The organism is Pedobacter sp. ASV1-7 (genome assembly GCF_040203335.1).
Taxonomy (GTDB): domain Bacteria; phylum Bacteroidota; class Bacteroidia; order Sphingobacteriales; family Sphingobacteriaceae; genus Pedobacter.
The window spans coordinates 57,871-82,443 of the sequence record NZ_JBEHBV010000005.1 but is presented as its reverse complement, the minus strand read 5'-3'; the positions used below and the strand labels follow the sequence as shown (position 1 = coordinate 82,443).

The window sequence follows — 24,573 nt, the reverse complement described above, 5'->3', positions numbered from 1 at the left end:
TGATTTGTTATCAGGATGATGGCCGTTAATATGATTGGTTTAAATTGAATTAAACCAGTTTGTTGTTTACCAGGTATTCTGCAATCTGAACTGCATTTGTCGCAGCACCTTTACGTAGGTTATCTGCTACAATCCACATGTTCAATGTGTTTGGCAATGACTCATCACGTCTTATTCTTCCAACAAAAACCTCATCTTTCTCATGTGCGTCTTTAGGCATAGGATATTTAAGGTTAGCAGGATCATCAACTACGATGATACCTTGTGTAGCTGCAAGTAATTCTTTTACTTCAGTTACATCGAAATCATTTTCAAATTCAATGTTTACTGATTCAGAGTGGCCGCCCATCACAGGAATACGTACCGTAGTTGCTGTAACTTTAATACTGTTATCACTCATGATTTTCTGAGTTTCCAATATCATCTTCATTTCCTCTTTAGTATATCCATTATCCTGGAACACATCAATCTGAGGAATGACGTTTAAATCGATAGGGTAAGCGTAAGCCATAGGGCCATCAGTAATACCTTTACGTTCATTCATCATTTGTTCAACAGCCTTTACACCTGTGCCTGTAACAGATTGGTAAGTTGAAACAACCACACGTTTAATTTTGTATTTATCATGAAGTGGTTTTAGGGCCACTACCATTTGAATAGTTGAACAGTTTGGGTTTGCAATGATTTTATCATCGGCAGATAACTCATGTGCATTTACTTCAGGGACTACCAGCTTTTTCGACGGATCCATGCGCCATGCAGATGAATTGTCGATTACTGTAGTGCCAACTTCAGCGAAGCGAGGTGCTTCAGCTAATGATGTACTACCACCTGCAGAAAACAACGCAATATCAGGTCTCATCGAAATCGCAGTATCCATGTTTACAACAGCATACTTCTTACCCTTGAATGTGATTTCCTTACCAACACTCTTCTCAGAGGCTACAGGGATCAATTCAGTTAACGGGAAGTTACGCTCTTCTAATACTTTTAACATTACGGTGCCTACCAGGCCGGTGGCTCCAACTACTGCAATCTTCATTTTTTCTAATTAGTTGTTTTACTTGTTTTTAATTATTTATCAATTGTATTTTATGGTGAAATAATAAGTCCCCAAATATGGGCATTTTTTTACTCATAAAAAAAGGGATTGGCTTTTAGTAACCAATCCCTTATAATTTAATAAGCTATTCCTTATTTTATGAGTTCTCGGTTTACATAATCGAAGCTTTCCTTTATGCTTATAAATGGATCCTTCTTAAAGTTCTCCTGCTCCACAATCAGGTGCTCAAGCCCAGATTGTTTTGCATGTGCATAAATGCTCTTGAAGTCGATAGTACCTGTACCAACCTCCGTATTCAGTGCATTATTAGTTTTATCCATGTCTTTAACATGCCACATTACAAAACGCCCCGGATATTTATTGAAAAATGCAATAGGATCATTTCCTGAACGAACAATCCAGTAAAGGTCCATTTCAAAGTTAATAAGGTTTTTATCTGTTCCATTCAGCATAATTTCGTAACCAGTAACACCTCCTTCATGTTTGTGTAGTTCAAAATCATGATTATGATAAGCTAGTTTCATGCCCGATTGTTTTACCAATTCAGCAGCTTCATTTAAGCGGGCTGTAATTTTCTTATAATCCTCAAGTGTTTTTCTTATTGGTTCACTCATCCATGCAACCGTAAAATAATGATTGTCAACCGCTGCAGCTCCTTCTATTAAAGGTTTCAGTAGTTCTTTATCGCCACTGGTAATGAAATTATCAATAACAAAGTGACCACTAGGTGAGGTTAAGCCATTAGCTTTAAGCAAATTTTTAAATGACTTCGCATCAAGCCCCCAATAGCCAGCCTCTTTAGAGTAACTGTAAGTTTCTACTTCTTTATACCCAGCATTAGCTATTTTTTCAATTACTCCTTTTACATCATGAGGAATTTGTTCTCTAAGCGTATACAGTTGTAAGCCTATATTTCTCTTAGCTGTAGCTGCGGTACAAGCAAAGGATGGAAGAAAAAATGCTCCTGCTGCCGCAAGGCCAGCATGTTTAATGAATGTTCTTCTTGAGTTCATATTGATTTAATTTAAACGTCGCAAACATTTACGGCATCTCTAAGTGATTTAATATTATCTGAATATTTAGGGATAAACTCTTGTGCTACATAGCCTTTAAAGCCGGTAGCAAGAATTGCCCTTATAATAGCAGGGTAAAATAATTCCTGAGTATCATCAATTTCATGTCGCCCGGGTACTCCTGCTGTATGATAATGGGAGATGTATGGATGGAAGGTCTGAATGTTGCTGATCACATTGCCTTCATCAATCTGCATATGATAAATATCAAATAGCAACTTGAAGTTTTCTGATCCTAGTCTTTTTGCCAGTTCGGCACCCCAGGCAGTGTGGTCGCACTGATAGTCTTTATGGTCAACCTTGCTGTTCAATAATTCCATCACAAGTAGAACACCATGCTTTTCAGCTAGAGGGATTATTTGCTTTAAACCATCAACACAGTTTTTAAGCCCTGTTTCATCATCCTTACCACGTCTGTTGCCACTAAAGCAGATCAGCTGGGTATAACCAGCTTCAGCAACTTTAGGAATCATTTCTGTATAGTTTTTAATCAATGTTGGATGAAATTTAGGATCATTCCACCCGTCCACTAAATTAATCTCAGCTCCATTACACATAGAAGAATAAAGGCCATGCTTTTTTAAAGTTGGCCAGTCTTTAGGGCCGACAAGGTCGATCGCTTTGATGCCAATCTTTTTCGCCTCAATACACAATTCATCCAAACTCAGTTTTCCAAAACACCAGCGACATACTGAATGATTTACGTTTCCTTTTAGCTTATTGGACTCTGATTGTTGCAGTGCAAAAGCAGGTATTGTTGCCGAAACGCCTAATGCAGCGGTTCCGGCAACAATATTCTTTAACACAGTTCTTCTGCTTAGATCCTTACTCATCTCAAAATTGTTATACTACGGTTGGTTCTATTTTCTTTTTCTCATTAAAGAGAACTGTAAATAGTAAGAAGACTACAACTGCAATTACAGCTGGTATTATCCATATCATTTTCCAGTCTGTAAGGCCTTCAGATTTATACATGTCTGTTACCAAACCAGCAACTTTAAACCCGATTAACATACCCACACCATAAGTAGCTAATGTAATCATACCTTGAGCAGAGCTTTTGAATTTCTCTCCAGCTTTGGAGTTGGTATAAATCTGACCAGATACAAAGAAAAAGTCATAGCAAACACCGTGTAAGGCAATTCCAATAATTAACATGAAACTTAAATCAGATGCATTTCCGTATGCAAATAATATGTAACGCACTGCCCAGGCCAACATACCAACCAATATGGTTTTCTTGAAACCATATTTGGCAAAGAACACAGGGATTGCTAACAGAAATAGTGCTTCAGAGATTTGTCCGATTGCCATTTTACCTGTAGGGTTGGTAACTTTTATATCCGCAAGGAAAACACCCGCATTTTGATAATAAAATGCCAATGGAATACAAATTAAAATAGAAGATATAAAGAAGATGGCAAAGTTTTTATCTTTCAATAGTTTAAGTGCATCTAAACCTAATATCTCATTGATACTGATTTTCTCTCCTTTAGCAACTTTAGGTGGCGTAGCAGGAAGTGTAAAGCTAAATAGTCCTAAAATAAGTGAGCTAACGCCAGCCATCATAAAAGTATTTTTCAGTAAACCTGCTGTGATGCCTTCTGGTGAATCCCAATGAAATACAAAGCTGATTAAAAGTCCCGCAACGATCCACCCGATTGTTCCAAATACTCTGATAGAAGAGAACTCTTTTTCAGGGTCTTTCATCTGATTAAATGAAACAGAATTTACAAGTGCCAGTGTAGGCATAAATAAAATCATATAACCCAGTACATAAGGATAGAACACCGAAATGTCTGTAGCATTATACATCTGATACATTAATATCGCACCTACAATGTGCAGGATGCCAAGGATTTTTTCAGCATTGAAATACCTGTCGGCAATTAATCCAATGATAAAAGGAGCAATGATTGCACCCCAGGATTGTGTTGAAAATACAGAGCCTGTTTCAGCACCTGTGGCACTTAAATTACTTCCAAGGAAAGTCCCAAGTGTAACAAACCATGCGCCCCAGATGAAAAATTCCAGGAACATCATGACCGATAATTTGATGCGGTTGTTTAAATTCATGTTTGGTTTTTTATTTTTTATTTCGTCGATTGATTTACAGCTTTTTAATCATGATGTTACGGTACCAAACATTGTCTCCATGATCTTGAAGCGCAATTTTACCCGATTTAAAAGTACCCCAATCTTTCCAGCCGCCAAATTTACTGCCAGCAACAAGAGAAGCCCAGTTATCATCCCATAAAGTAGTTGATACAACTTTTACACCATTAAGATAATGCTCTAATTTACCATCTTTACAAATGATCTCAGCAGTATTCCATTCGCCAACTGGTTTTACTGGTTCTGACGAGCTTTTAATCAGATCATACAAATCACCGGCGCGGTGTTTGGTGATTTTGCCATCAGGATGGCCATCATTATCCAATACCTGCATTTCTAAACCAGTACTGTAAGTCCTGGCATATTTTGCAGGGTCTTCCTTTACATAGAAAATGATCCCACTATTGGCTTTTGGCGCAACTTTCCAATCTATTTTCAAGTGGAAATTGCTGTACTCATTGTCTGTCACTAAATCACCGCCACCGCTTTTGTCTCCAGCAGGATTAAAGTGTAATGTTCCATCTTCAACCGTCCATTTTGAACCTGCGGTTGTTTTACCGTAAGTATGCCAACCTTTAGTAGTTTTTCCATCAAATATTTTAGTAAATCCTTTTTTACTTGATTGGGCTTGTGCAATACCACCAGTGATAATGGCGGTGAGTATCATTGCTGAAATGTATTTTTTCATGTGTATGTTTTTAAGGATTAAAGATGAAGGAGCAATAATAGCTCCTAAACTCCAAGTGTCCAGCCTTTACGGTATTCGCGTTTTACAAATTGGTTTACATCATCAAAATTGGTAATTCTCATATTGGCATTGTCCCAAAGTAATTTAATGTTTCTACCTGGATATATGGTTTTCCCTTTTTCATTTTTTGCTTGTATATCTGTTCCTCTGATGGCAAGATTAGCCATTAATAGAGACTCAGTTAGTGGTCCAGCAATAGAGAACGGAGAGCTTACCTCTTTTTTACCATAACCAGCAATACATGCTTCAACCCATTGTGCATAATGGCCTTTGTCGCCGCCTGCTACGCGTTCAAATTTTTGTTTTACCTTAATATTCTTATTTCTGCTTAAAGGCAATAGACGAGGGTTTGCACCATATGTGTTAGCCATCATTTTACCCTTTGTTCCAATAAATAAAGTGCCATTCCCGCCGTCGCCAAATGATTCATTAGCAGCTAACTCCTCTGGTCTTTCCGGCTGTATACCACCGTCCATCCAATGTACAACGATATCTCCTTTGGTTTTTTTGGTTTTAGGGAATTTTAAAGTAACATGACTTGACGGAGGGCAACTATCAGGGAAATATCCTCTTTTAAACTCATCAACATATACAGAACCTACACTAGCTTGAACTTCAGTAGCATATTTTAGATCTAACACACTGAAAGGGGCTTCTAGAAGATGACATCCCATATCTCCCAATGCACCAGTTCCATAATCCCACCATCCGCGCCAGTTAAAAGGCACTAGTTTGTCTACATACTCTTTGTATGGAGCTGTACCTAGCCAAAGATCCCAGTCAAGATCTGAAGGTACAGCAGCTTTATTAGCAGACCATGGAATACCTTGTGGCCACACCGGTCTGTCTGTCCATGCATAAACAGTATGAACATCACCAATTAAACCAGCATCGTACCATTCTCTCATTAACCTTGGGCCATCATTTGATGCACCTTGATTTCCCATTTGAGTTACGACTTTATATTTTTCTGCAGCTGCAGTTAATGCACGTGCCTCATAAATATCATGTGTTAATGGTTTCTGAACATAAACATGTTTACCCAATTGCATTGCCGCAATGGCTTGTATGGCATGACTATGATCCGGTGTAGAAATAGAAACTGCGTCAAAGTTTTTAGCTTCTTTATCGAACATCTCGCGGTAATCCCTGTAATATTTTGCTTTAGGATATGCCTTTACACTGTTTGCTGCTCTGCTATCATGAACATCGCAAAGGAAACCGATATCTGCTTTACCACTATCGGCAAAAGCTTTAATATCCGAGAAACCTTTACCTCCAGCACCAATACCCGCAACGATAAGTCTATCGCTAGGTGCTAAAAATCCAGGTCCGCCTAATACATGGCGAGGAACAATCATAAATGCAGAAGCTGCAATAGCTGTGGTTTTTAGGAAATTACGTCTCGACGTAGCATCCTGGTTTTTGTTGATTTCTCCCATTTGTGTGTGTGGTTCGTTATTTTTTAAGAGATAAAATGTATTTTACCATTGTCTTGGCATCATCATGACTTAAAGATGCATGTGGAGTCATTGGTATTTCACCCCAAACTCCCTGGCCACCTTTAATGATTTTATCTGCCAGATGATTAACGTTTTCATCATTTAATGGATATTTAGCTGCAATATCTACATATGCAGGGCCAATTACTTTCTGTACTTTGTTATGGCATCCGATACAGTCTGATTTTGCAATTAATTTCTCGCCTTCACCCTTTACTGCTGTTGCAGGTGCAGCTGTTTCAGTACTTGTTGTAGGAGTTTCAGTTGTTGTACTTGTGTTTGAAGATGCAGCACGCTCTTCAGGGCTTGAACATGAGGCTATTGCTAATACAAAGCAGCCTAGGATAAATAGTGTCTGTTTCATTTTAATTTATTGATTTAGACCCAGGATTTTATTGTTGAAATCATCGTTTCCACCGGAAGCGGCAAAATCATCAAAAGCCCTGTCTGTTACTTTAATAATATTTTTTGTAATAAATTCTGCACCTTCTTTGGCGCCAACCTGAGCATCTTTTATACAGCATTCCCATTCCATCACAGCCCATCCTGTATAATCATATTGAGCAAGTTTACTGAAGATCGTTTTAAAATCTACTTGTCCATCACCAGGAGAGCGATACCTTCCCGCACGGTTTGCCCAGCTTTGGTATCCACCAAAAGTTCCCTGTTTCCCTGTGGCATTAAATTCAGAATCTTTAACATGGAAAGCTTTAATGCGTTCATGATAAAAGTCAATGTATTGGATATAATCCAACTGTTGCAATACAAAATGCGATGGATCATATAGTAAACAGGCACGAGGGTGATTGTTTACTTTCTCCAGGAACATCTCATAAGTGATACCATCAAACAGATCTTCTCCAGGGTGTATTTCGTAACAAACATCTACACCGCAAGTATCAAATTCATTCAAGATAGGCATCCATCTTTTAGCAAGTTCTGTAAAGCCGGCATCAACCAAACCTTCCGGACGCTGAGGCCATGGATGGAACATATGCCATAATAATGATCCGCTAAAAGTAGCATGAGCGTTTAAACCCAGGTTTTGTGAAGCTTTTGCAGCATATTTCAATTGTTGTACAGCCCATTCTGTTCTTGCTTTTGGATTGTTCTTATAAGCATCAGGTGCAAAAGCATCAAAGGCAAGGTCATAAGCTGGATTTACAGCAACCAACTGACCCTGTAGGTGAGTTGATAGTTCAGTAATTTCCAGTCCATACGACTGTACTTTTCCTTTTAGTTCATCTGCATAGGTTTTACTTTCTGCCGCTTTTTGCAAGTCAATAAACCTGGCATCAAGCGTTGGCATTTGTATTCCTTTAAAGCCAAGTCCTGCGGCCCATTCACAAATGGCATCCAAAGAATTAAATGGCGCTTCATCTCCAATAAACTGGGCTAAAAAAACGCCCGGTCCTTTAATTGTAGTCATGATTCGTTATATTTTAAAATCAAACCATTTTTGGTCTGACTGGCTTGAAGCCACTGCGTTTTCAATAAATGCCATTCCACGTACACCATCTTCAACAGTAGGGAAGTCTAGCATTGCAGCTGTTGGTGTGCCCCCTGCTAATTTTGTTCTTAAAGTAAGTACGAAATTTTTATAAATGTTGGCAAAGGCTTCGAGGTACCCCTCAGGGTGACCACCAGGTGTGCGAGTATTGTGTTTAGCTATGTCGGATAAATAAGCTTGCCCAGCACGATAAATCTGTGCTGGCTGATCCAACCATTTTACGATCAATGTATTTGGTTCCATCTGGTGCCATTCTAAGCCACCTTTTTCACCATATACCTTAATTTTTAAGGCATTCTCTTCGCCAGCTGCAATTTGTGAAGCTACCAAAATACCATTAGCACCATTGTCGAATTTAAGCAACACATTTCCATCGTCATCTAAACCTCTACCGGGTACAACAATGTTCAGGTCAGCACAAAGCTTACTGATTTTTAAGCCCGAAATATATTCTGCTAATTGTGCCGCATGTGTACCTATATCGCCCATTGCTCCACTTTTTCCGCTTTTTGAGGGGTCTGTGCGCCATGCAGCTCCAGCATTACCTTCGCGTTCGGTAAGTGTACTTAACCAACCCTGGGGATATTCAACCATGATTTTTCTGATTGCACCAAGATTACCATCAGCAACCATTTGTCTGGCTTGCTTAACCATTGGGTAACCTGAATAGGTATGAGTTAAGCATAATGTTAAACCTGTTTCTTTAACCTTTTGTTGCAGTTGTTTTGCTTCATCAAGTGATAAGGCGATAGGCTTTTCTATTACTACGTTAAAACCATGATCTAATGCCATCATTGCAGGAGCAAAATGGGCAAAGTTAGGGGTTACAATTGTTACGAAATCTATGCGTTTGTCTGCAGGTAGTTTACTTTCCTGCGTAATCATTTCCTCATAGTTTAAGTAAGTCCTGTCTTCAGGAAGGAACAATAATTTGCCCGATTCCCTGGCTACTTCTGGATTAATACTTAATGCTCCACAGCAAAATTCAACTTGTCCGTCAATGTTTGCTGCGATACGGTGTATGGCGCCGATAAATGCATCTTTACCGCCACCAATCATGCCCATTCTAATTTTTCTATTCTCCATTAAAGGTTTCCTTTTTTTAATTCACTAACAGCAAAGTCACACGCTCTGGCAGTTAGTGCCATATAAGTTAATGATGGGTTCTGACATGCGGCTGAAGCCATGCATGAACCATCGGTTACAAAAACATTTTTTACCTCGTGCATCTGGTTCCATTTATTCAAAACTGATGTTTTAGGATCATGACCCATACGTGCAGTTCCCATTTCATGGATGGCCATGCCTGGAGCAGAACCATTGTCAAATGTTTTGACATCTTTGGCGCCTGATGCTTCAAGCATTTCTGCCGCATCATTCATCATGTCAATACGCATTTTACGCTCGTTATCCTTAAACTCACAGTCAATAGCTAAAACTGGTTGTCCCCATTTGTCCTTTTTACTTTTATCGATATATACTTTGTTTTCAAAGTATGGTAATGCCTCACCAAATCCTCCTAATCCCATATTCCATGAACCCGGAACTGTCATCTGATCTTTAAAATCACCCCCAAAAGCTAGTTCAGCAACGTCTGCATGCCAGTTTCCGCGACTTCCTCCACCTTGGTAGCCAAAACCTCTCAGATAATCACGCTTGTCATTGCCCATATTTTGATACCTTGGAATATAAATACCATTAGCTCTTTTTCCGTAAGTATATTTATTCTCAAAGCCTTCAAATCTACCGTTTGCACCAGCGCGGAAGTGGTGATCCATTAAATTATGTCCCAATTGACCACTACCATTACCTAAACCATTTGGATGTTCATCAGAAACAGAGTTCAATAGGATGAAAGTACTACCAAGTGTTGAACCATTTACGAATACAATCTTTGCAAAGTATTCTGTAGTTTCCATTGTTTCTGAATCGATAACAACAACACCTTTGGCTTTTTGAGTTTCTTTATCGTAAATAATAGAATTTACTAGTGAGAAAGGACGCAATGTTAAATTACCCGTGGCAACAGCTGCGGGCAACGTAGAGGATTGTGTGCTGAAGTAAGCCCCAAAAGGACAACCTCTGCTACAAAGGTTACGATATTGGCATTTGCCACGTCCACCATGTTCAACAGTTAAGTTAGCGGTACGGCCAATGGTCATAATCCGAGACTTGCTCCATTTGGCTTCAATACGTTTTTTAACTTCTTTTTCCACACAGTTCATTTCCATTGGAGGAAGGAACTGACCATCTGGACATGCCGGCCAATTTTCGGCTTGTCCGCTGATACCTGCAAATTTCTCTACATAATCGTACCATGGTGCAAGATCTTTATATCTGATTGGCCAGTCAACGCCGTGACCGTCTTTAAGGTTATCTTCAAAGTTCAGATCACTGAAACGATAGCTCTGTCTGCCCCACATTAATGATTTACCACCAACATGAAAACCGCGGTACCAGTCAAAACGTTTAACCTCGGTATATGGACAATCGTGGTCATTTACCCAAAAGCTTTCATTAAATTCCTGGTAAGGATAATCTCTTTTTTGTACAGGATGACTTTCCTTTTGTTCTTCGGTTAGTCGACCTCTATGTTCAAACTCCCAAGGCTTTTTCATTGCCGTGGTATAGTCTTTTATATGTTCAATGTTTCTGCCTCTTTCAAGCAGTAAAACTTTCAGACCTTTTTCCGTTAATTCTTTTGCTGCCCAGCCACCACTGATTCCGGATCCTACAACAATCGCATCATAAGTATTCTGCGCTGTTGCTTTAACATTTAAATTGCTCATTTATTTATGATATAAAAGGTTTACGACCAAACTCTTTGTCCAGGCTTCATATCCATACAACCGTCATAACGACCAGGTATTTCTACGAATTCATAAGCCTGTGTAGCACCAATTTCTGAAGTGAAATATCCCAGTAGGGTTAAATCTCTGATGATTGAGAAGAAACGAGGTTCCATTTTAGGTTTGTCTTTAGGAAGAATGGATATAGTACCTGTATTCTCTGTCTGCGATGTTGCTTTCTCATCCGGGTTTGTTAGCTGTTTATCTTTTTCAGCTTGTTCCTGCTTGTCCAGATTTTCTTTTTCTGTTTTAGTTGCTGCGACAGTCGCATCTCTAAGCTTGCCAAGTAAATCCTGACGTTCTTTTACACTGAGTTCCAGAAAACCTTTTTTGTATTCATCTTTCGATTGTTTCTCCAGATCATCCAGCCCTTTTATAAAGGCTTTTTGGGCATCATCAGGATAACAATCTTTTACCATCATCGAAATGAATGGTCCTACACCAGCGGCTTTTGCACCAGGAGTTTTTGTAGTAGGGATAATAATATCCGCAACTTCGGTAATCAAGTTTTGCTGATTATCGGAAAATAAACTACCCTTTGTTGGAGTGGATGTTGAATTGCAACTTTCCAGAAATACGCCGATTGTAGTTGCTGAAAGTGCTCCACCCATTAAAAAGGCGACACTTTTTACCGCTTCTCTTCTGTTCATATTCGGTTATTAAGGTTGGTATTATGTGTTTAAACTATATTTCGTTTTGTAATATTAAGCAAATAAAAATAGATAGTGTTATAAATACACCATAAAGTAAATATATAATGTTTTTGTTACTAAATCAATTCTATGTCAATTAATTTGTAACAATAATAGAAATGTCAATAACGCGGAATAGCAGATGCTAATTTTCTTTTGTATGTGCTAAGGTGTTGAGGTACAGGTGTTTTTTTTTTTTTTTTGATCAAGGGGGCGTTTAAGCCTGCTAGGCATTTATTGCACCAACAGGCTTAAAAGTTGGAGTGGAGAGTTTACTTAGGCTCCTCGATGGGATCCTCCCAGGTATAGGTTTTGAACACGCTAACTGGTAAATCACCTTTTCTCAAATTCGAAACTTTAATATAGCTCCATCCCATGCGAGCATCTAATGGATTTGGTACATGGATACTGCTCAGTTCTACTGTTCCACCATTAATAACTGCAGTTGCAGGGTGGAAAATGCGATCGCTCCCTGCTATTTCGAATTGTGTTGGGGATAACCCATCACTAGTCTTCAGGCCTTCTTCGGCGTATTTAAAATTTACTGTTAATTTATTGTTTGTTACCTTAAAATCTTTGAATACTGGGCTTTGTTTACTTTTGTAGTTCTCTTTTTTATAAGTCTTGCTTAGCGCCAACATCGCCAGGCGCATACCTACATCTTTTTTATCCAGGGGATGGATATTGTTGATGTCTGCAAGGTCATCGTTCACAACAACTCCGCTTTTGGGTATCGTTTCTGAGACCGTTGCCTGTACAAAACGCATAGAGGGATTGGCGTAGTTTGTTTGGAAATTCCAGTCTCTTTTGTATGGACAGATCTGTGCAATATAAAATGGGAACTGGTTTCTCCAGTCTTCACGCCACCCTTCAATCATGGTCTTTAAAAGCTTTGCGTAATGATAAGGTTGATCCAGATTGTTTTCCCCCTGGTACCAGATGGCTCCTGCAATAGGAAAGTTCCGAAGGGGGTAGATCATTGCATTGTACACATTTCCTGCTTTGAAAGGTTCAGTACTGCCTGCTGCTTCTTTCTTCCTGGCGTCTTCAGATAAAACAGGATCGGCATATACCAGCTCGCGCTTACACCATACTTCCGCAGGTGTATTTCCCCAGCTTACATTAATAATGCCGATTGGAATGTTTAAATCGGTGGTCAGCTTGTTGGCAAAGAAATATCCGATGGCACTAAAATCAGCAGCAGTAGTGGAAGAACAAACTTCCCATTTTGCAGTGATATTTTCCACCGGATTGTCTGATTGTACCCTGTCCCTAACATTCAGCAGCCTGATATTAGGGTTGGTAGCCATTTTCATTTCATCTGGCCCGTTCCTGGAATCAAATAAAGTCCATTGCATGTTAGACTGACCTGAGCACAACCATACTTCTCCAATCATTACATTTGACAGAACGGTTTCCGCTTTGCCCATAAAGGAAATGGTATATGGCCCCCCGGCAGCTGGAGTCCTTATAGTTTCTTTCCAGGTGCCGTCTGGATTTACCCGTACTTCTTTACCGGGAGCAGATTTATCCCAGCTACAGGTAATCTTTATTTTCTGAAAAGGTGTCCCTTTGCCACTAATAGGGATATCTGAAAGTTGTTGTAGGACCATGTCCGATTGAAACATGGAATTAAGTGAAACTTCTGACTTACTGGTAAAGTTTTTGTTTTTATCATCTGATAAGCCCTTTTCACTGCATGCCACAAAAAAATAGCAACAGGAAATCAATAGATAAACAATATATCTTGTCATTTTCGTGATTTAGTTAAGATTAGCAGCTTTTGTTAAAAATCCATATTCGTGATGAGGGTAAAAGATTTTCCTTTTATCGTTACCGGATAATGTTTCCCTTTGCTAAAGTCAACGATCTCCTGCGCAGCCGGAATAGCAAAACCATCTGCATTTCTGCTGCCTTCAAAATCGACCCCTTCACCTGCAACGTAGCGGAAGACCTTTGCATTGTTCAAAACCTGTTCCGCTTCCATCTTCAGATTGATCTGATAGGTCACCGCATGGGAATTAGAAATGGCTATGGTATATTTCCCGTCTTTCATAGCAGCGATGGCCTGTACGCCTTTTTTATTCGGAAGTTTAGCTTGATAAATGGTCGCGCCCGTTGGAAAGTAACGGCACATTAACGACATGGGGTAAAACCATGGTCTTATTGCTTCATCAGCAACGCCACCAAATTTCTCCTGTCCCAATATATTCCAAAATCCCCAGCGCTTTAATTTGTTATTCCCATCATCATACATGGCGTCATCCATATTCCATAAAATAACACCGTTGTAACCAGCGTCCATATTTTGTATGATCGCATCTGCCATATCCACTCCATAAAAGGCGTCATAAATCATCATGTTGGAGTCATCACTGGTATGCTGATCCTGACTTATCCGCAACAGGTTGTCCTTACCTAAATCCGAATTGCTGGAATACTTAAATCCAAGTTCACCCATGATCATTTCCATATGATCAGGCACCAGGCTGCGGTAGTCTGCAAGTACCTTTTTATAGTTACCTCCTTTTACCTGGTCATCGGTAGGATAGGTATGAATGTCGTAGGCACCAATTTTATCCCCGAAATAACCTTTTGCCCGGGTAATCCAGTTTCCCAGGCTATTGTCATTCCAAACGGCAATATCAGGTGCAATAACCGTAATCTTATTTGTCAGGTTCTTGCTTTCCATCTTTTTTAAGATCTCCACATACGTTCTTTGCCAAAGATCATAGTCGCCCGCAATTGACGACCAGCTTCCTGCTGGTTCATTACACATATTATAATACTTAATGCAGGTGTAAGCCTTATCATTAATCAGGTAGCTTAAAAAATTTGTAGACTTGTCCAGCCAGGCTACATCAACCTGGTTTCCGGGCAATGCTGGTTCACCCCATTCGCCAAACATCACTTTTATACCTTTCTGCTGACAAAAATCAAGGATTTTAAACAGTACCCCATCGCTCTTGTGCGGATTGTATTGCCCGTCTACGATGTAATTCCAACCCGGCGACGCCATGAGACGGATTAAACCCGGTTTCAAAAACTCCACTCTTTTAAATAGCGTATTCCAGTCGGCTTCACTTAGCGTATTTGAACCTGTCCATTTAAATACATTATCATATCCTCCCCATTGTGGGCCTATTCCGACAAAGGGAGAGGCCTTGGTTACACTGTTGGTGATGATCAGGTCATTTCGGTTATTCAGAACCAGACCTTCTGTTTTGTCTTTGCAGGAGTAAACCAGGATCAAAATCCAGGACATCGCAATGCATAAATATTTTAATTTCATAATCAATCTCTTTTATTACTAATTCGTAGTTTTACTCACCTGAACCCAGAATTTCTTGGCGTTCTCGACTAATTTCTCTCTGTCCTGATAAATATCAATCCAAACAAAAGTTGGCTTTAGCTCAAACGTGAAAGCCCGGTCTTTAACAGTCATGCTTTTGCCGCCTTCCAGAGTTTCGGTTCCAGAAGTTACAAACCGACCTGTTGTTACCACCTTATTGGCATTCGTAAATGTAATGGTCCCTTGTGCGGAATTGCGTTTCCATGAGCTCTCTCCTGTGGGAATTTTTCTGTATTGATAATTGACATCAATAGGTGTTCTTGCTCCATCTGGATCGGCTATAAATATAAAATTGGCATATTTTGCATCTGTACCCGCATCATTTACCAGTTTCCCGAAGGTGTTTCCTTGCTCATCAATTCCCTCCAATGTGAAAGTTAAGGTATTGTCGTATTCGGCTTCGGGGCCTGTTTGATCTGTTTTCCAGTTCCAGCTTCTTTCCCTGATATCGGCAAAAGCATCTACACCACCAAATTCCGGCCATGCACCTCCATAAACTGAAAGCGCCGAAATTTTCCAAGTACCGATCAGTTCATCTTTGAAAGGAAGACAGTTGATTTTCCAGGTACGCTTTTCTCCTGAAGCAGCGGTCACCACAATAGATGCGGTGTTGTCGGGATTATCAAAATTAAGTGCATCACCGATCGATAAATCTGCCTTTGCGCCATAAGAGAGTTCCAGCTCTTTAATAACGATTTTAGATTTGTCGCTTCCATTTTCGTTGAAAAGAAATGAAACCAGACCATTGTAGGCTTTGTCACGTTTAATTTCAGCATTGCCGACCTGGTGTTCAAACTTTATATTTACAATGCTTCTTTCGTTATTCCAGCTGCCATCCTCAAAAGGTTTCATCGGATTTTTCTTACATGAATAAAGCGTGAATGTTATGAAAGCAGCGAATATATAATAGGATAGTTTCATAAGATTATTTTTGACGAAGGTTAGGATTCAGATCAATCTCTTTTTGTGGTATCGGATAAAAGGCCGCTTCGGCTTCTGATATCCCGGATGCAGCAGCCTTAGGGTCTTTAACCGTTACAATAGCCTTTCTGCGAAGGTCATACAGTCTCTTACCTTCAAAAGCAAGCTCCAATGCACGTTCATCTACCACCAAATTTCTGAACTGCGTTATGCCCAGTCCTGCCGGGGCTTCGTCTAGGCCAGCACGTTCCCTGATTTTATTTAACCATTCATACCCCTCGGTCGTTGGACCTTTTGCCTCTGCATACACCAACGCAATGTCTGAAAACCGGATTAAAAAAGGACGGACACTTGATTTTACACCAATATAGTCGGGGTCAATAAATTTCCTGGTTAAGTAAGTTGGATTGTCGTCCCATGTAGATCCGGTGCTGTTGGTGTAATATCGCTTCGACATCAGAACAGATTTTCGCTTATCCTTATTTTCATAGGTATTTGCAAATTGATCTGTAATCAGAAAAACACCCCATCCGTTGTTTGTAGCTTTTGTAAAAGTCTCATCCGGATTCTTAAACCATAGGTTACTGCCATTTTTGTAAGGAATAAACATCTTGTCAATAGAGGAGAAATTACCTTCCTGTATCCCTGTTTTATCCATAGACAAAATAAATATATGCTCAGGTCCGTTCGGCTTTTTCACATCATAAATGTTTAACAAATCATTATCCAGTTTGTATTCCGACTGTTCATAAAGCACCTTTCCTGACCAGTACGCTGCACTGTCATACATTAAAGAAAAATCTCTTTTCGAGTCTCTGTATAAAGCAAGGTTACTTTGTTTTGATGAGGCTAAGGTTAAATAAGCTTTAGCCAGTAAAGACTGGGCGGCAACCTTATCTACACAACCTACTACCCGGTTTACGCGAAGTTGCTGTTCCGCAATTAGACAGTCGCTGATGATAAAATCATACAGTTCATCCAGGTTGGCGGGTAAAGGCGGATTTGTTTGTGCCTGTGTACTCACCATTTTACTTTGAATGGGCACCAAGCCATAAGTAGAAGCAAGATTGTAATAGTTATAGGCACGTAAAAAATGTGCTTCACCGATAATCCTTTTTTTCAGTTCTTCATCCAGCTTACTGCCGCCAACATTTTCGATTACTGCATTGGCCCTGTTGATCCCGATGTAGCTGTATTTAAAAAACAGCTCCAGCTGTTCATTGTCTTTGAACAATGCCCGGGTCCAATTGTTAATTTCCTGTGCACCAAAAGCTTCTTCGCTTTTCACATCACAGGTTTCGCTGGCTAGTTCATGGATATAAAAAATGGCCCTTGCATATTCATTATTGGTAAAAGCGTTGTAAGAATAATATAGCGCAGATTGGGCGTCTTCTGCTGTTTTATAAAAATTATTCTCTGAATAAAAGCCATATGGATCTTCTTCCACTTTACAGCCGGAAAAACCAGCTAAAAACAGAAGCGTTATGAGTAGTCTCGTTTTCATGATCTTATATTTAAAAATTTACCTCTAAACCCATTGTGTATTTCCGTAGTCTTGGATATCCGCCATAGTACCTTCCATCCAGACCAACCTCGGGGTCATACCCTTTGAAACTGGTAAAAGTGTATAGGTTCTCTGCATTTATAAACAAGCGTGCATCTTTAAGCCACTTAATTTTAGTTGTATTGAATCTATAGCCAAGGTTGACGTTCTGAACGCGTAAATACGAGCCATCTTTAATAAACCAGTCTGATGTATAATACAATCTACCTTGTCTTAAGCTTGGGTAATCATTGGTCTGATTGTCTGGTGTCCACCTTAAAGGCACATGGTCTGCAGAGTTGTACATGCCAGGCATGATAACGTCATTTCCGAATACACCGTTCAGAAACAGGTTGACGTCAAATCTCTTGTACCTTAGGTTTAAATTCATACTTGCGCTAAAATCCGGGTTCGGGTCACCGATAATCGCCCTGTCATTTGAATCAAAAACACCATCTTCGTTCAAATCAAGATAACGGTATTCACCTGCTTTGGATTCTGCACCAACAAGCCCCGCTTCGGCACCCTCTTTTGCCGACTGTAAAATGCCGTTGACCTTATAACCGTAAAAGACATTTACCGGGTAATTTACAGCCAGGATATTTGAAGATGTTTCCCGGAAAGGGTCTAATCCTGATCCGTAATATTCATATTGCATACCTGTCAGAAAATCTGTGCTCAGACCGGAACTAAGTGTATTTCCCAGGCTAACCACCTTATTCTTGTTTTTTGAAAAGATTAATGTCCCGGAAAAGCCCCAGTCGCGACTTTCAACCATGGTTCCGTTGACTGTGAATTCAATTCCTTTATTGCTGATTTCACCATCATTTACCCACATCTTATCGTATCCCGAACTCAGTGTTAAGTAGCGCTCACGTAACAGGTCGTCGGTATGTTTGTCATAGTAATCCGCCGTAATGTTTAGCCTGCTTTTTAAAAGGCTGATATCTAAACCTATATTGTACTGCGAGGTAGTTTCCCATTTTAGATCTTTATTCGGTATGCCACCCCAAAGTTTATATCTACCGCCAATACCAGTATTACCAATTACATAACCAGGGCCAATTGCTGTGTTCCACATGCCATTGCTGTAAAATGTTTCTATACCATATCTGCTCAATGTCTGATATGGAGAAATTCCCTGGTTACCGGAAATACCATAACTGCCTCTGAATTTAAGCTCGTCAAAAATGTTCAGGTTTTTAATGAAATCTTCATTGTGTAATTTCCAGCTGACTGCTCCGGATGGGAAATAAGCCCAGCGGTTGTTTTGGCTAAACTTGGAAGAACCATCAGCACGAAGGGTTGCCGTAAATAAGTATTTATCCGCAAAAGCATAGTTCACACGCCCCAAATAAGACAATAGCTGGGTTTTAGTCTGGCTGTTGGTGTGTCTGTTCAGGTCTGGGTTTCCAGAAGACATGTTCTCATTTCCCAGGGTTCCATTTTTAAAATCGTAGGAAGCTAAGCTTGAACTTCTTGCCAGGCTATATTCGTATGATTGCCCCAGCATTACATTTATTTTGTGTTTCTGGCCCAGCATTTTATCGTATGTCAGATATGTTTCAGATAGGGTATTGTTTCCAAACCAGTTGTCGATGTAAGCTGCTCCTTTATTGTTTGTTCCATCTTCTGTGTACTTATCCGGGTTGTACCTGTCCTGTATAGAGGAGCCATATTTGTAGTTCAGATGCGATTTTAGATTCAAACCATCTATGATCTGCCATTCCAAAATTCCTGATGAAATAAAGTCTACCCCGTTAAATACATTTTTTACCTGATCTGTTCTGGCAATAGGATGGTCGTAATCATTATTGCCAGCCATAAAATAACTGCCGTCATCGTTGTATACCGGCCAAAGCGGGTTGCGCCAGTAAGCCAATCCTCCATTGTTATTCCTTTTGTCCTTTGAAATATTGTTAAATGCAGTTATATTCAGTTTTTTGCTGAACTGGTGCTTAATGTTTAACCTGACAATGGCTTTGTCGTAATCATCATTGATATATGCCCCATTTTGTTTCAGATAGTTGGCGCTTAAATTCAGAGCCGTTTTTTCTGTGCCACTGCTTAGTGCTACTGAGGTGGAATTAGATATGGGCTGATCCCTGAAAACAGTTTTGGACCAATCGGTATAGTAAGGCCAGATACCTTCTTCAATTTGCTGCACAGAAGGATAATAAATACCAGTTGAATTTACCGCACCGATGTAAAGCGGTGCTAAATCTCCATTTATTTTAGCCTCATTGTCGAGCTGTGCCATTAAAGCCGGACTTGTCCATTGGATCATTTCAGATGAAAACTGATCCAGTGTAGTTTGTTGGGTAACGGTTATTTTCGCTTCACCACTTGCTGCTTTTTTCGTGGTGATGATGATGACGCCATTGGCCCCTCTTGAGCCATAGATGGAGGATGCCGAAGCGTCTTTTAAAACTTCAATGGAATTGATGTCTGCCGGGTTTATTTGTTTTAGATTTCCTGCATCACCTAAGGGAAAGCCATCGACAACAACTAATGGTGCATTTGATCCGCGTAATGAACTTCCGCCACGTATGCGGACGGTTACTCCAGATCCCGGGTCCTGAGATGAATTGACAATCTGCAAACCTGCCGAACGGCCTTGTAGTAGTTTTTCAATTGAACTTGACGGAATATCTTTGAGATTGTCCATTTTAACAGTGGCTACAGAACCGGTTAAATCAGCTTTTTTAACGGCACCATAACCTACAATAACAACCTCGTTTAAACCACTGACTTTTTCTTTAAGCACTACGTTCAATATATTCCAGGATGGTACTTTTACCAGCTGTTCTTCATATCCAAGAATAGTGAAAACCAGCACATTGATCTCCGGAGAAAGTTTCAGTTCATACCTTCCCTCACCGTTTGTACTTGTCAGAAATGTTTTGTCAGCTGTACTGATATTTACGCCAGGCAGCCCGATTCCCTTTTCATCGGTTACCTGTCCTTTAAGAATGATTTCCTGTTTAATGGGAATGGTAGTTTTCTTTCGTTCAATCAGAATCCTGTTTCCCCTGATTTCATAAGTTAGGGGCTGGTTGGCAAAGCAGTGATCAAGTATGGTCTGCAGTGGCGCATTTTTAAAATTGACTTTAACCGGTTTTGCATCTTCGAGGTCGTCTGAAAGATATAAAAAATGGTAGCCTGTTTGACTACGCAATTCAGAGAACACCTTTTTCAGCGATAGGTTATCACCTTTAATACTGGCATTTTGTGCCCGAACTTCTGCCTGGGCCTGCATAAACGATAGCGTCAGGATAACTAAGGCAATCTTTAGCATGATCAATAGCTTAATTGGGACATAGCAATAGCGCTTGCATTTTGATGCAACATAATTTTTATACATTTGTAAATAGGTTATAATTACTAAATGGTTATTTAACGGTAACTTGAAATTATCAACCAAATCCGGCTTAGCCGGTTGGCCAGGAGTGTTACAGCACTTCTGGTTTTTTTGGTAAAAAGCATTTGGTATACTTAATCCATCACAACAACCTCCTTCCCGTTTCTTTTGAACCGCATTTTTCCGAGTGATTCAAGATCTTTCAGCAGCTCATCAACATTTGCCGATTTGGGAAAGGTTCCTCCAAATCTCTTGGTCAGGTTGCGGTTTTTAAATGTAACCTCGATGTCATACCATCTGGCTACTTTTTTCATGACTTCCCTGACGTTCTGATCATCAAATACAAAGTACCCGTTTCGCCAGGCCAGTACATTTTCTATATCGGCCACCTGCTCGTTAATTTCCTCCTTGTTGCGATAGGTAAGGGCTTCAAAGCCAGGTTTAAGCTGATGTATATGTTTTCCTCTCCAAATGTTTACACCGCCTTCCAGTAGTGTAGTGCTGATCGTCGTGTCATCTGGATAGGCTGAAACATTAAAATGGGTTCCGGTAACTACAATCTCAGTATGATCCGCAATGACCTTAAAAGGTTTTTTGCTGTTGTGTGCAACCTCAAAGTAAGCTTCCCCAGTTAATACAATCTTACGCTCTTTGCCAGAAAAGATAACTGGATAGGATAAAGAAGAAGTCGCATTTAACCAAACTTTGGTACCGTCGGGTAAGATGAGCTTGAAATTTTCACCCTTGGGCAATTGAATTGTATTCATTACTGGTTTTTCCAGGTTGTTTGCGGTTGCCTGGTTTCCCTCATCCCTGTAAACCAATTCATTTTTTAGTTTTTTGATGGATGTGCCTGCGTCCTGTAAAGTCTGTCCTTCGTTATTTTCCAGTAAAACCCTGGAACCATCAGATAAGGTTAAAATAATGCCTTTCAGATCTGTTTTTACCATACTGCTGGTAGGTGCTGTGGAAGCATTCTGGTTTTGCACAAAAAGCCAGCCCAGCCCCGCAACCAGTAATAGAGCGGCTGCAATCCCTGCGTACCATAAACGGAATGTTGGTTTTTGACTTTTAGGTAAACGTTTATGATCAATATAAGCTTTGATCCGCAGTCCGGTAAGTATGCGCTCCTCCTCACTTTTCCATTGCCATTCTTTTAGCAAAGGCTTTTCCATTACCAGGCGCTCTAGCTGTTCCTTCTCATCCGCACTGCATTTGTCGTCCGCATACCGGTGCAATAATTCCCTGATTTCTTCCTGGTTCATACCTGGCTCTTTATAAATGGTTATATCTCTTAGAGTACCTTTATCGGGGCAAAGTAGTAGGACGTTGTAAGAAAAAGTTAAAATGATGTGATAATCATTGTTTTAATTGTTCATGATGTATAGGAGGACAAGGTAAGGGATGTATTCTTCCCCGATTTTTAACCTCAGTTGTTTGAGTGAATTATTGATCTGCTTTTTCACTGTTAAGTCCGATATCTGCAGTTTTTCAGCAATTTCCTTGTAGGTCAGATGTTCTTTGCGGCTCAGGATAAAAATCTCCCTCATTTTTGCCGGTAATTTTTCAATTTCGGCATCGAGTACCGCCGACAGCTCCTTCGTATTGATGATTTGTTCAAACCCTTCATCAGCCTCTGCATAATGAGCTACCAGGTTTTCCAGGTAATTACGCTGCTTCAGATTTAACTTCCATTTTTTAAATGCTGCATTCCTGCCCATCGTAAACAGGTAAGTTTTAATAGAATTTACCCGTTCCAGCTTGTGACCTTGGTTCCAGAAGCTTAAAAAAGTCTCCTGAACAACGTCAATCGCCTCGTCTTTATCTGGAAGGATCCGCATGATATGCCTTAACAATGGTTCCCAATACTGATCGTATACCGAAGTAAAAGCCAGCTCGTCGCCTAAGGCTAGCTGTTGCAATAGTAAGTTGTCCTGACTTTCACCCGATGATATCATCAGTTTTTAGATTTGGTTATCTTACAATTATAGGAAGATTATTAATTAAATAATAATCGAGTAGAATTTTTGGTCGCTATAAACATTTTTGAATAGGTTTGTTCATTTATTTATTTTTGTACAAATTCTAACTTATATATGAGTGAAAAAATATTGGTATTGGGTTCTAATGGTCAGATCGGCACAGAACTGGTAACCGCTTTACGTAAAACTTATAGTGAAAATAATGTCATAGCCTGCGATATCCGCAGACCGGATTATGATATCAAGAACTCGGGACCTTTCGAGTTTGTGAACGTGCTTGAAAAGGATACCTTAAATGAAATATTCAGAAAATATAAGCCAACTCAAGTCTATCTGTTAGCTGCTTTATTGTCAGCTACAGGAGAACAAAATCCCAAACTAGCCTGGGACTTGAATATGAATGGTCTGTTAAATATTTTGGATTTAGCTATTACTTATAATACAGCAAAAGTTTATTGGCCAAGTTCTATTGCAGTATTTGGTCCAAATTCACCAAAGGATGTAACTCCACAGTTTAGTGTAATGGATCCAAATACGGTATACGGTATAAGTAAATTGGCAGGAGAGCGTTGGTGCGAGTATTACTTCCAAAAGTACGGACTAGATGTACGTAGTATTCGTTATCCTGGATTAATTAGTTGGAAAGCTGCGCCGGGTGGTGGTACAACAGACTATGCCATTCATATTTTTCATGATGCATTAAGGAAGGGTAGTTATGCTTCATTTTTAAATGAAAGAACTGAATTGCCAATGATGTATATGGATGATGCAATAAGGGGAACAATAGAATTGATGGATGCTGAGGCTTCTAAAATATCGATCCGTTCGAGTTATAATTTTACGGGTGTAAGCTTTACACCGGAAATACTTGCTGCAGAAATCAGAAAACATATTCCTGAATTTAAGTTAAGTTACACTGAAAATGATCCACGACAGCAAATTGCTGATGGGTGGCCACGTTCCATAGATGATAGTTATGCAACAAAAGATTGGGGATGGAAGCCTGAATTTGATTTATCTAAACTAACATCAGATATGTTGAAGAATTTAAAAAAATAAATATCTAGTTTTGAGGCTGGCTTTGAATACTGGCTACTAGTAATAAAATAAAAAAATGGGAAGAGCATTCGAATTTAGAAAAGAAAGAAAGTTTAAACGTTGGGCCAAAATGGCTGTGCAGTTTACCAGGATAGGTAAAGATATCGTGATGGCGGTAAAAGATGCCGGGCCACATCCCGAAACCAATTCACGTTTGCGTACCGCAATGCAAAATGCTAAAGCGGTAAATATGCCAAAAGACCGTGTAGAAGCAGCTATTAAGAGGGCTTCTGATAAAAGCATGGCCAATTATGAAGAGATCGTTTATGAAGGCTATGCACCACATGGCGTCGCAGTTTTGATTGAGACAGCTACTGATAATACCAACAGGACTGTTGCGAATGTGCGTAGTTATTTCAATAAAACAAACGGTACTTTAGGTAAAACAGGATCACTTGATTTTGTGTTCAACAGAAAATCTATTTTCAGGTTTGTTCCTTCTGATGATATGGATCTTGAAGAATTAGAGTTTGAACTGATTGATGCTGGATTAGAAGAATTGTACGTAGAGGCAGATGAAGAAGGAAATGATATTGCAGTAGCTCAGGGACCTTTTGAAAACTTTGGTACTCTTCAAAAAGCATTAGAAGAAAAAGGTATAGAATTAAAGAGCTCTAAACTGGAGCGAGTTGCTTTGTCGCACCATGAAGTGACAGAGGAGCAGGCAGCGGATGTACTGAAACTAATTGATAAATTAGAAGAAGATGATGATGTTCAGGCTGTTTATCACAATATGGCAGAATAGATAATCTATATAAAAATGT

At 39.7% G+C, this 24,573-nt stretch carries 20 protein-coding genes; 2 read left to right on the top strand and 18 right to left on the bottom strand.

Features of this window, described 5'->3' with window-relative positions; genetic code table 11:
• Nucleotides 1-49: 49 nt before the first annotated feature.
• The 18 genes from ABDJ41_RS12945 to ABDJ41_RS12860 all read right to left on the bottom strand — a co-directional run bounded on the left by ABDJ41_RS12945 (nt 50) and on the right by ABDJ41_RS12860 (nt 22,687).
• Complete coding sequence (locus ABDJ41_RS12945) at nt 50-1,042, bottom strand: aspartate-semialdehyde dehydrogenase (RefSeq protein WP_349786468.1); 993 nt, start codon at nt 1,040-1,042, stop codon at nt 50-52.
• Nucleotides 1,043-1,194: 152 nt separating this feature from the next.
• Nucleotides 1,195-2,076 (bottom strand): sugar phosphate isomerase/epimerase family protein, encoded by an 882-nt coding sequence (locus ABDJ41_RS12940; RefSeq protein WP_349786467.1) that lies wholly within the window; start codon nt 2,074-2,076, stop codon nt 1,195-1,197.
• An 11-nt stretch (nt 2,077-2,087) separates the two neighbouring features.
• Entirely contained in the window at nt 2,088-2,969 is an 882-nt protein-coding gene (locus ABDJ41_RS12935) for a hydroxypyruvate isomerase family protein (RefSeq protein ID WP_349786466.1), read from the bottom strand.
• 10 nt (nt 2,970-2,979) lie between these two features.
• The gene (locus tag ABDJ41_RS12930; protein ID WP_349786465.1) at nt 2,980-4,212 is read right to left on the bottom strand and encodes a nucleoside permease; all 1,233 of its coding nucleotides are present in this window, start codon (nt 4,210-4,212) and stop codon (nt 2,980-2,982) included.
• Between the two features lie 34 nt (nt 4,213-4,246).
• Nucleotides 4,247-4,939, bottom strand: coding sequence for a 3-keto-disaccharide hydrolase (locus tag ABDJ41_RS12925; protein ID WP_349786464.1), 693 nt, complete (start codon nt 4,937-4,939; stop codon nt 4,247-4,249).
• Nucleotides 4,940-4,983: 44 nt separating this feature from the next.
• Nucleotides 4,984-6,441, bottom strand: coding sequence for a Gfo/Idh/MocA family protein (locus ABDJ41_RS12920; protein WP_349786463.1), 1,458 nt, complete (start codon nt 6,439-6,441; stop codon nt 4,984-4,986).
• Nucleotides 6,442-6,457: 16 nt separating this feature from the next.
• On the bottom strand, nt 6,458-6,865 hold the full coding sequence (locus tag ABDJ41_RS12915; protein ID WP_349786462.1) for a c-type cytochrome: 408 nt from the start codon (nt 6,863-6,865) through the stop codon (nt 6,458-6,460).
• 6 nt (nt 6,866-6,871) lie between these two features.
• Nucleotides 6,872-7,930 (bottom strand): sugar phosphate isomerase/epimerase family protein, encoded by a 1,059-nt coding sequence (locus ABDJ41_RS12910; protein ID WP_349786461.1) that lies wholly within the window; start codon nt 7,928-7,930, stop codon nt 6,872-6,874.
• 6 nt (nt 7,931-7,936) lie between these two features.
• Nucleotides 7,937-9,097: a Gfo/Idh/MocA family protein gene (locus ABDJ41_RS12905; RefSeq protein WP_349786459.1), complete on the bottom strand. Its 1,161-nt coding sequence runs from the start codon at nt 9,095-9,097 to the stop codon at nt 7,937-7,939.
• Entirely contained in the window at nt 9,097-10,800 is a 1,704-nt protein-coding gene (locus ABDJ41_RS12900) for a GMC oxidoreductase (RefSeq protein ID WP_349786457.1), read from the bottom strand. Before ABDJ41_RS12900 ends, ABDJ41_RS12905 begins: the two co-directional genes overlap by 1 nt.
• A gap of 20 nt (nt 10,801-10,820) precedes the next feature.
• Entirely contained in the window at nt 10,821-11,510 is a 690-nt protein-coding gene (locus ABDJ41_RS12895) for a gluconate 2-dehydrogenase subunit 3 family protein (RefSeq protein ID WP_349786455.1), read from the bottom strand.
• A 314-nt stretch (nt 11,511-11,824) separates the two neighbouring features.
• A complete protein-coding gene (locus tag ABDJ41_RS12890) occupies nt 11,825-13,306 on the bottom strand; it encodes a sialate O-acetylesterase (RefSeq protein WP_349786453.1) in 1,482 nt (493 codons plus the stop codon).
• 32 nt (nt 13,307-13,338) lie between these two features.
• Complete coding sequence (locus ABDJ41_RS12885; RefSeq protein WP_349786451.1) at nt 13,339-14,844, bottom strand: hypothetical protein; 1,506 nt, start codon at nt 14,842-14,844, stop codon at nt 13,339-13,341.
• A gap of 18 nt (nt 14,845-14,862) precedes the next feature.
• The gene (locus tag ABDJ41_RS12880) at nt 14,863-15,825 is read right to left on the bottom strand and encodes a hypothetical protein (RefSeq protein WP_349786449.1); all 963 of its coding nucleotides are present in this window, start codon (nt 15,823-15,825) and stop codon (nt 14,863-14,865) included.
• 4 nt (nt 15,826-15,829) lie between these two features.
• A complete protein-coding gene (locus ABDJ41_RS12875) occupies nt 15,830-17,329 on the bottom strand; it encodes a RagB/SusD family nutrient uptake outer membrane protein (RefSeq protein WP_349786447.1) in 1,500 nt (499 codons plus the stop codon).
• Between the two features lie 10 nt (nt 17,330-17,339).
• Nucleotides 17,340-20,666, bottom strand: a complete 3,327-nt coding sequence (locus ABDJ41_RS12870) for a TonB-dependent receptor (protein WP_349786446.1) — start codon at nt 20,664-20,666, stop codon at nt 17,340-17,342.
• A 197-nt stretch (nt 20,667-20,863) separates the two neighbouring features.
• On the bottom strand, nt 20,864-21,994 hold the full coding sequence (locus tag ABDJ41_RS12865; protein WP_349786444.1) for a FecR domain-containing protein: 1,131 nt from the start codon (nt 21,992-21,994) through the stop codon (nt 20,864-20,866).
• A gap of 102 nt (nt 21,995-22,096) precedes the next feature.
• Nucleotides 22,097-22,687 carry an RNA polymerase sigma factor gene (locus tag ABDJ41_RS12860; RefSeq protein ID WP_349786442.1) on the bottom strand — a complete coding sequence of 197 codons (591 nt, stop codon included), beginning with the start codon at nt 22,685-22,687 and terminating at the stop codon, nt 22,097-22,099.
• 138 nt (nt 22,688-22,825) lie between these two features.
• Here ABDJ41_RS12860 and ABDJ41_RS12855 point away from each other — a divergent pair, with 138 nt between their 5' ends.
• Both ABDJ41_RS12855 and ABDJ41_RS12850 read left to right on the top strand, forming a co-directional pair.
• Nucleotides 22,826-23,770: an NAD-dependent epimerase/dehydratase family protein gene (locus tag ABDJ41_RS12855; protein ID WP_349786440.1), complete on the top strand. Its 945-nt coding sequence runs from the start codon at nt 22,826-22,828 to the stop codon at nt 23,768-23,770.
• Nucleotides 23,771-23,825: 55 nt separating this feature from the next.
• Nucleotides 23,826-24,554 carry a YebC/PmpR family DNA-binding transcriptional regulator gene (locus tag ABDJ41_RS12850; RefSeq protein WP_349786438.1) on the top strand — a complete coding sequence of 243 codons (729 nt, stop codon included), beginning with the start codon at nt 23,826-23,828 and terminating at the stop codon, nt 24,552-24,554.
• The last annotated feature ends 19 nt before the right edge of the window (nt 24,555-24,573 follow it).

Bases quoted from the DNA above. Each gene is read 5' to 3' on its own strand.
- ABDJ41_RS12945 (WP_349786468.1), bottom strand. From the start codon at position 1,042: ATGAAGATTGCAGTAGTTGGAGCCACCGGCCTGGTAGGCACCGTAATG.
- ABDJ41_RS12940 (WP_349786467.1), bottom strand. From the start codon at position 2,076: ATGAACTCAAGAAGAACATTCATTAAACATGCTGGCCTTGCGGCAGCA.
- ABDJ41_RS12935 (WP_349786466.1), bottom strand. From the start codon at position 2,969: ATGAGTAAGGATCTAAGCAGAAGAACTGTGTTAAAGAATATTGTTGCC.
- ABDJ41_RS12930 (WP_349786465.1), bottom strand. From the start codon at position 4,212: ATGAATTTAAACAACCGCATCAAATTATCGGTCATGATGTTCCTGGAA.
- ABDJ41_RS12925 (WP_349786464.1), bottom strand. From the start codon at position 4,939: ATGAAAAAATACATTTCAGCAATGATACTCACCGCCATTATCACTGGT.
- ABDJ41_RS12920 (WP_349786463.1), bottom strand. From the start codon at position 6,441: ATGGGAGAAATCAACAAAAACCAGGATGCTACGTCGAGACGTAATTTC.
- ABDJ41_RS12915 (WP_349786462.1), bottom strand. From the start codon at position 6,865: ATGAAACAGACACTATTTATCCTAGGCTGCTTTGTATTAGCAATAGCC.
- ABDJ41_RS12910 (WP_349786461.1), bottom strand. From the start codon at position 7,930: ATGACTACAATTAAAGGACCGGGCGTTTTTTTAGCCCAGTTTATTGGA.
- ABDJ41_RS12905 (WP_349786459.1), bottom strand. From the start codon at position 9,097: ATGGAGAATAGAAAAATTAGAATGGGCATGATTGGTGGCGGTAAAGAT.
- ABDJ41_RS12900 (WP_349786457.1), bottom strand. From the start codon at position 10,800: ATGAGCAATTTAAATGTTAAAGCAACAGCGCAGAATACTTATGATGCG.
- ABDJ41_RS12895 (WP_349786455.1), bottom strand. From the start codon at position 11,510: ATGAACAGAAGAGAAGCGGTAAAAAGTGTCGCCTTTTTAATGGGTGGA.
- ABDJ41_RS12890 (WP_349786453.1), bottom strand. From the start codon at position 13,306: ATGACAAGATATATTGTTTATCTATTGATTTCCTGTTGCTATTTTTTT.
- ABDJ41_RS12885 (WP_349786451.1), bottom strand. From the start codon at position 14,844: ATGAAATTAAAATATTTATGCATTGCGATGTCCTGGATTTTGATCCTG.
- ABDJ41_RS12880 (WP_349786449.1), bottom strand. From the start codon at position 15,825: ATGAAACTATCCTATTATATATTCGCTGCTTTCATAACATTCACGCTT.
- ABDJ41_RS12875 (WP_349786447.1), bottom strand. From the start codon at position 17,329: ATGAAAACGAGACTACTCATAACGCTTCTGTTTTTAGCTGGTTTTTCC.
- ABDJ41_RS12870 (WP_349786446.1), bottom strand. From the start codon at position 20,666: ATGCTAAAGATTGCCTTAGTTATCCTGACGCTATCGTTTATGCAGGCC.
- ABDJ41_RS12865 (WP_349786444.1), bottom strand. From the start codon at position 21,994: ATGAACCAGGAAGAAATCAGGGAATTATTGCACCGGTATGCGGACGAC.
- ABDJ41_RS12860 (WP_349786442.1), bottom strand. From the start codon at position 22,687: ATGATATCATCGGGTGAAAGTCAGGACAACTTACTATTGCAACAGCTA.
- ABDJ41_RS12855 (WP_349786440.1), top strand. From the start codon at position 22,826: ATGAGTGAAAAAATATTGGTATTGGGTTCTAATGGTCAGATCGGCACA.
- ABDJ41_RS12850 (WP_349786438.1), top strand. From the start codon at position 23,826: ATGGGAAGAGCATTCGAATTTAGAAAAGAAAGAAAGTTTAAACGTTGG.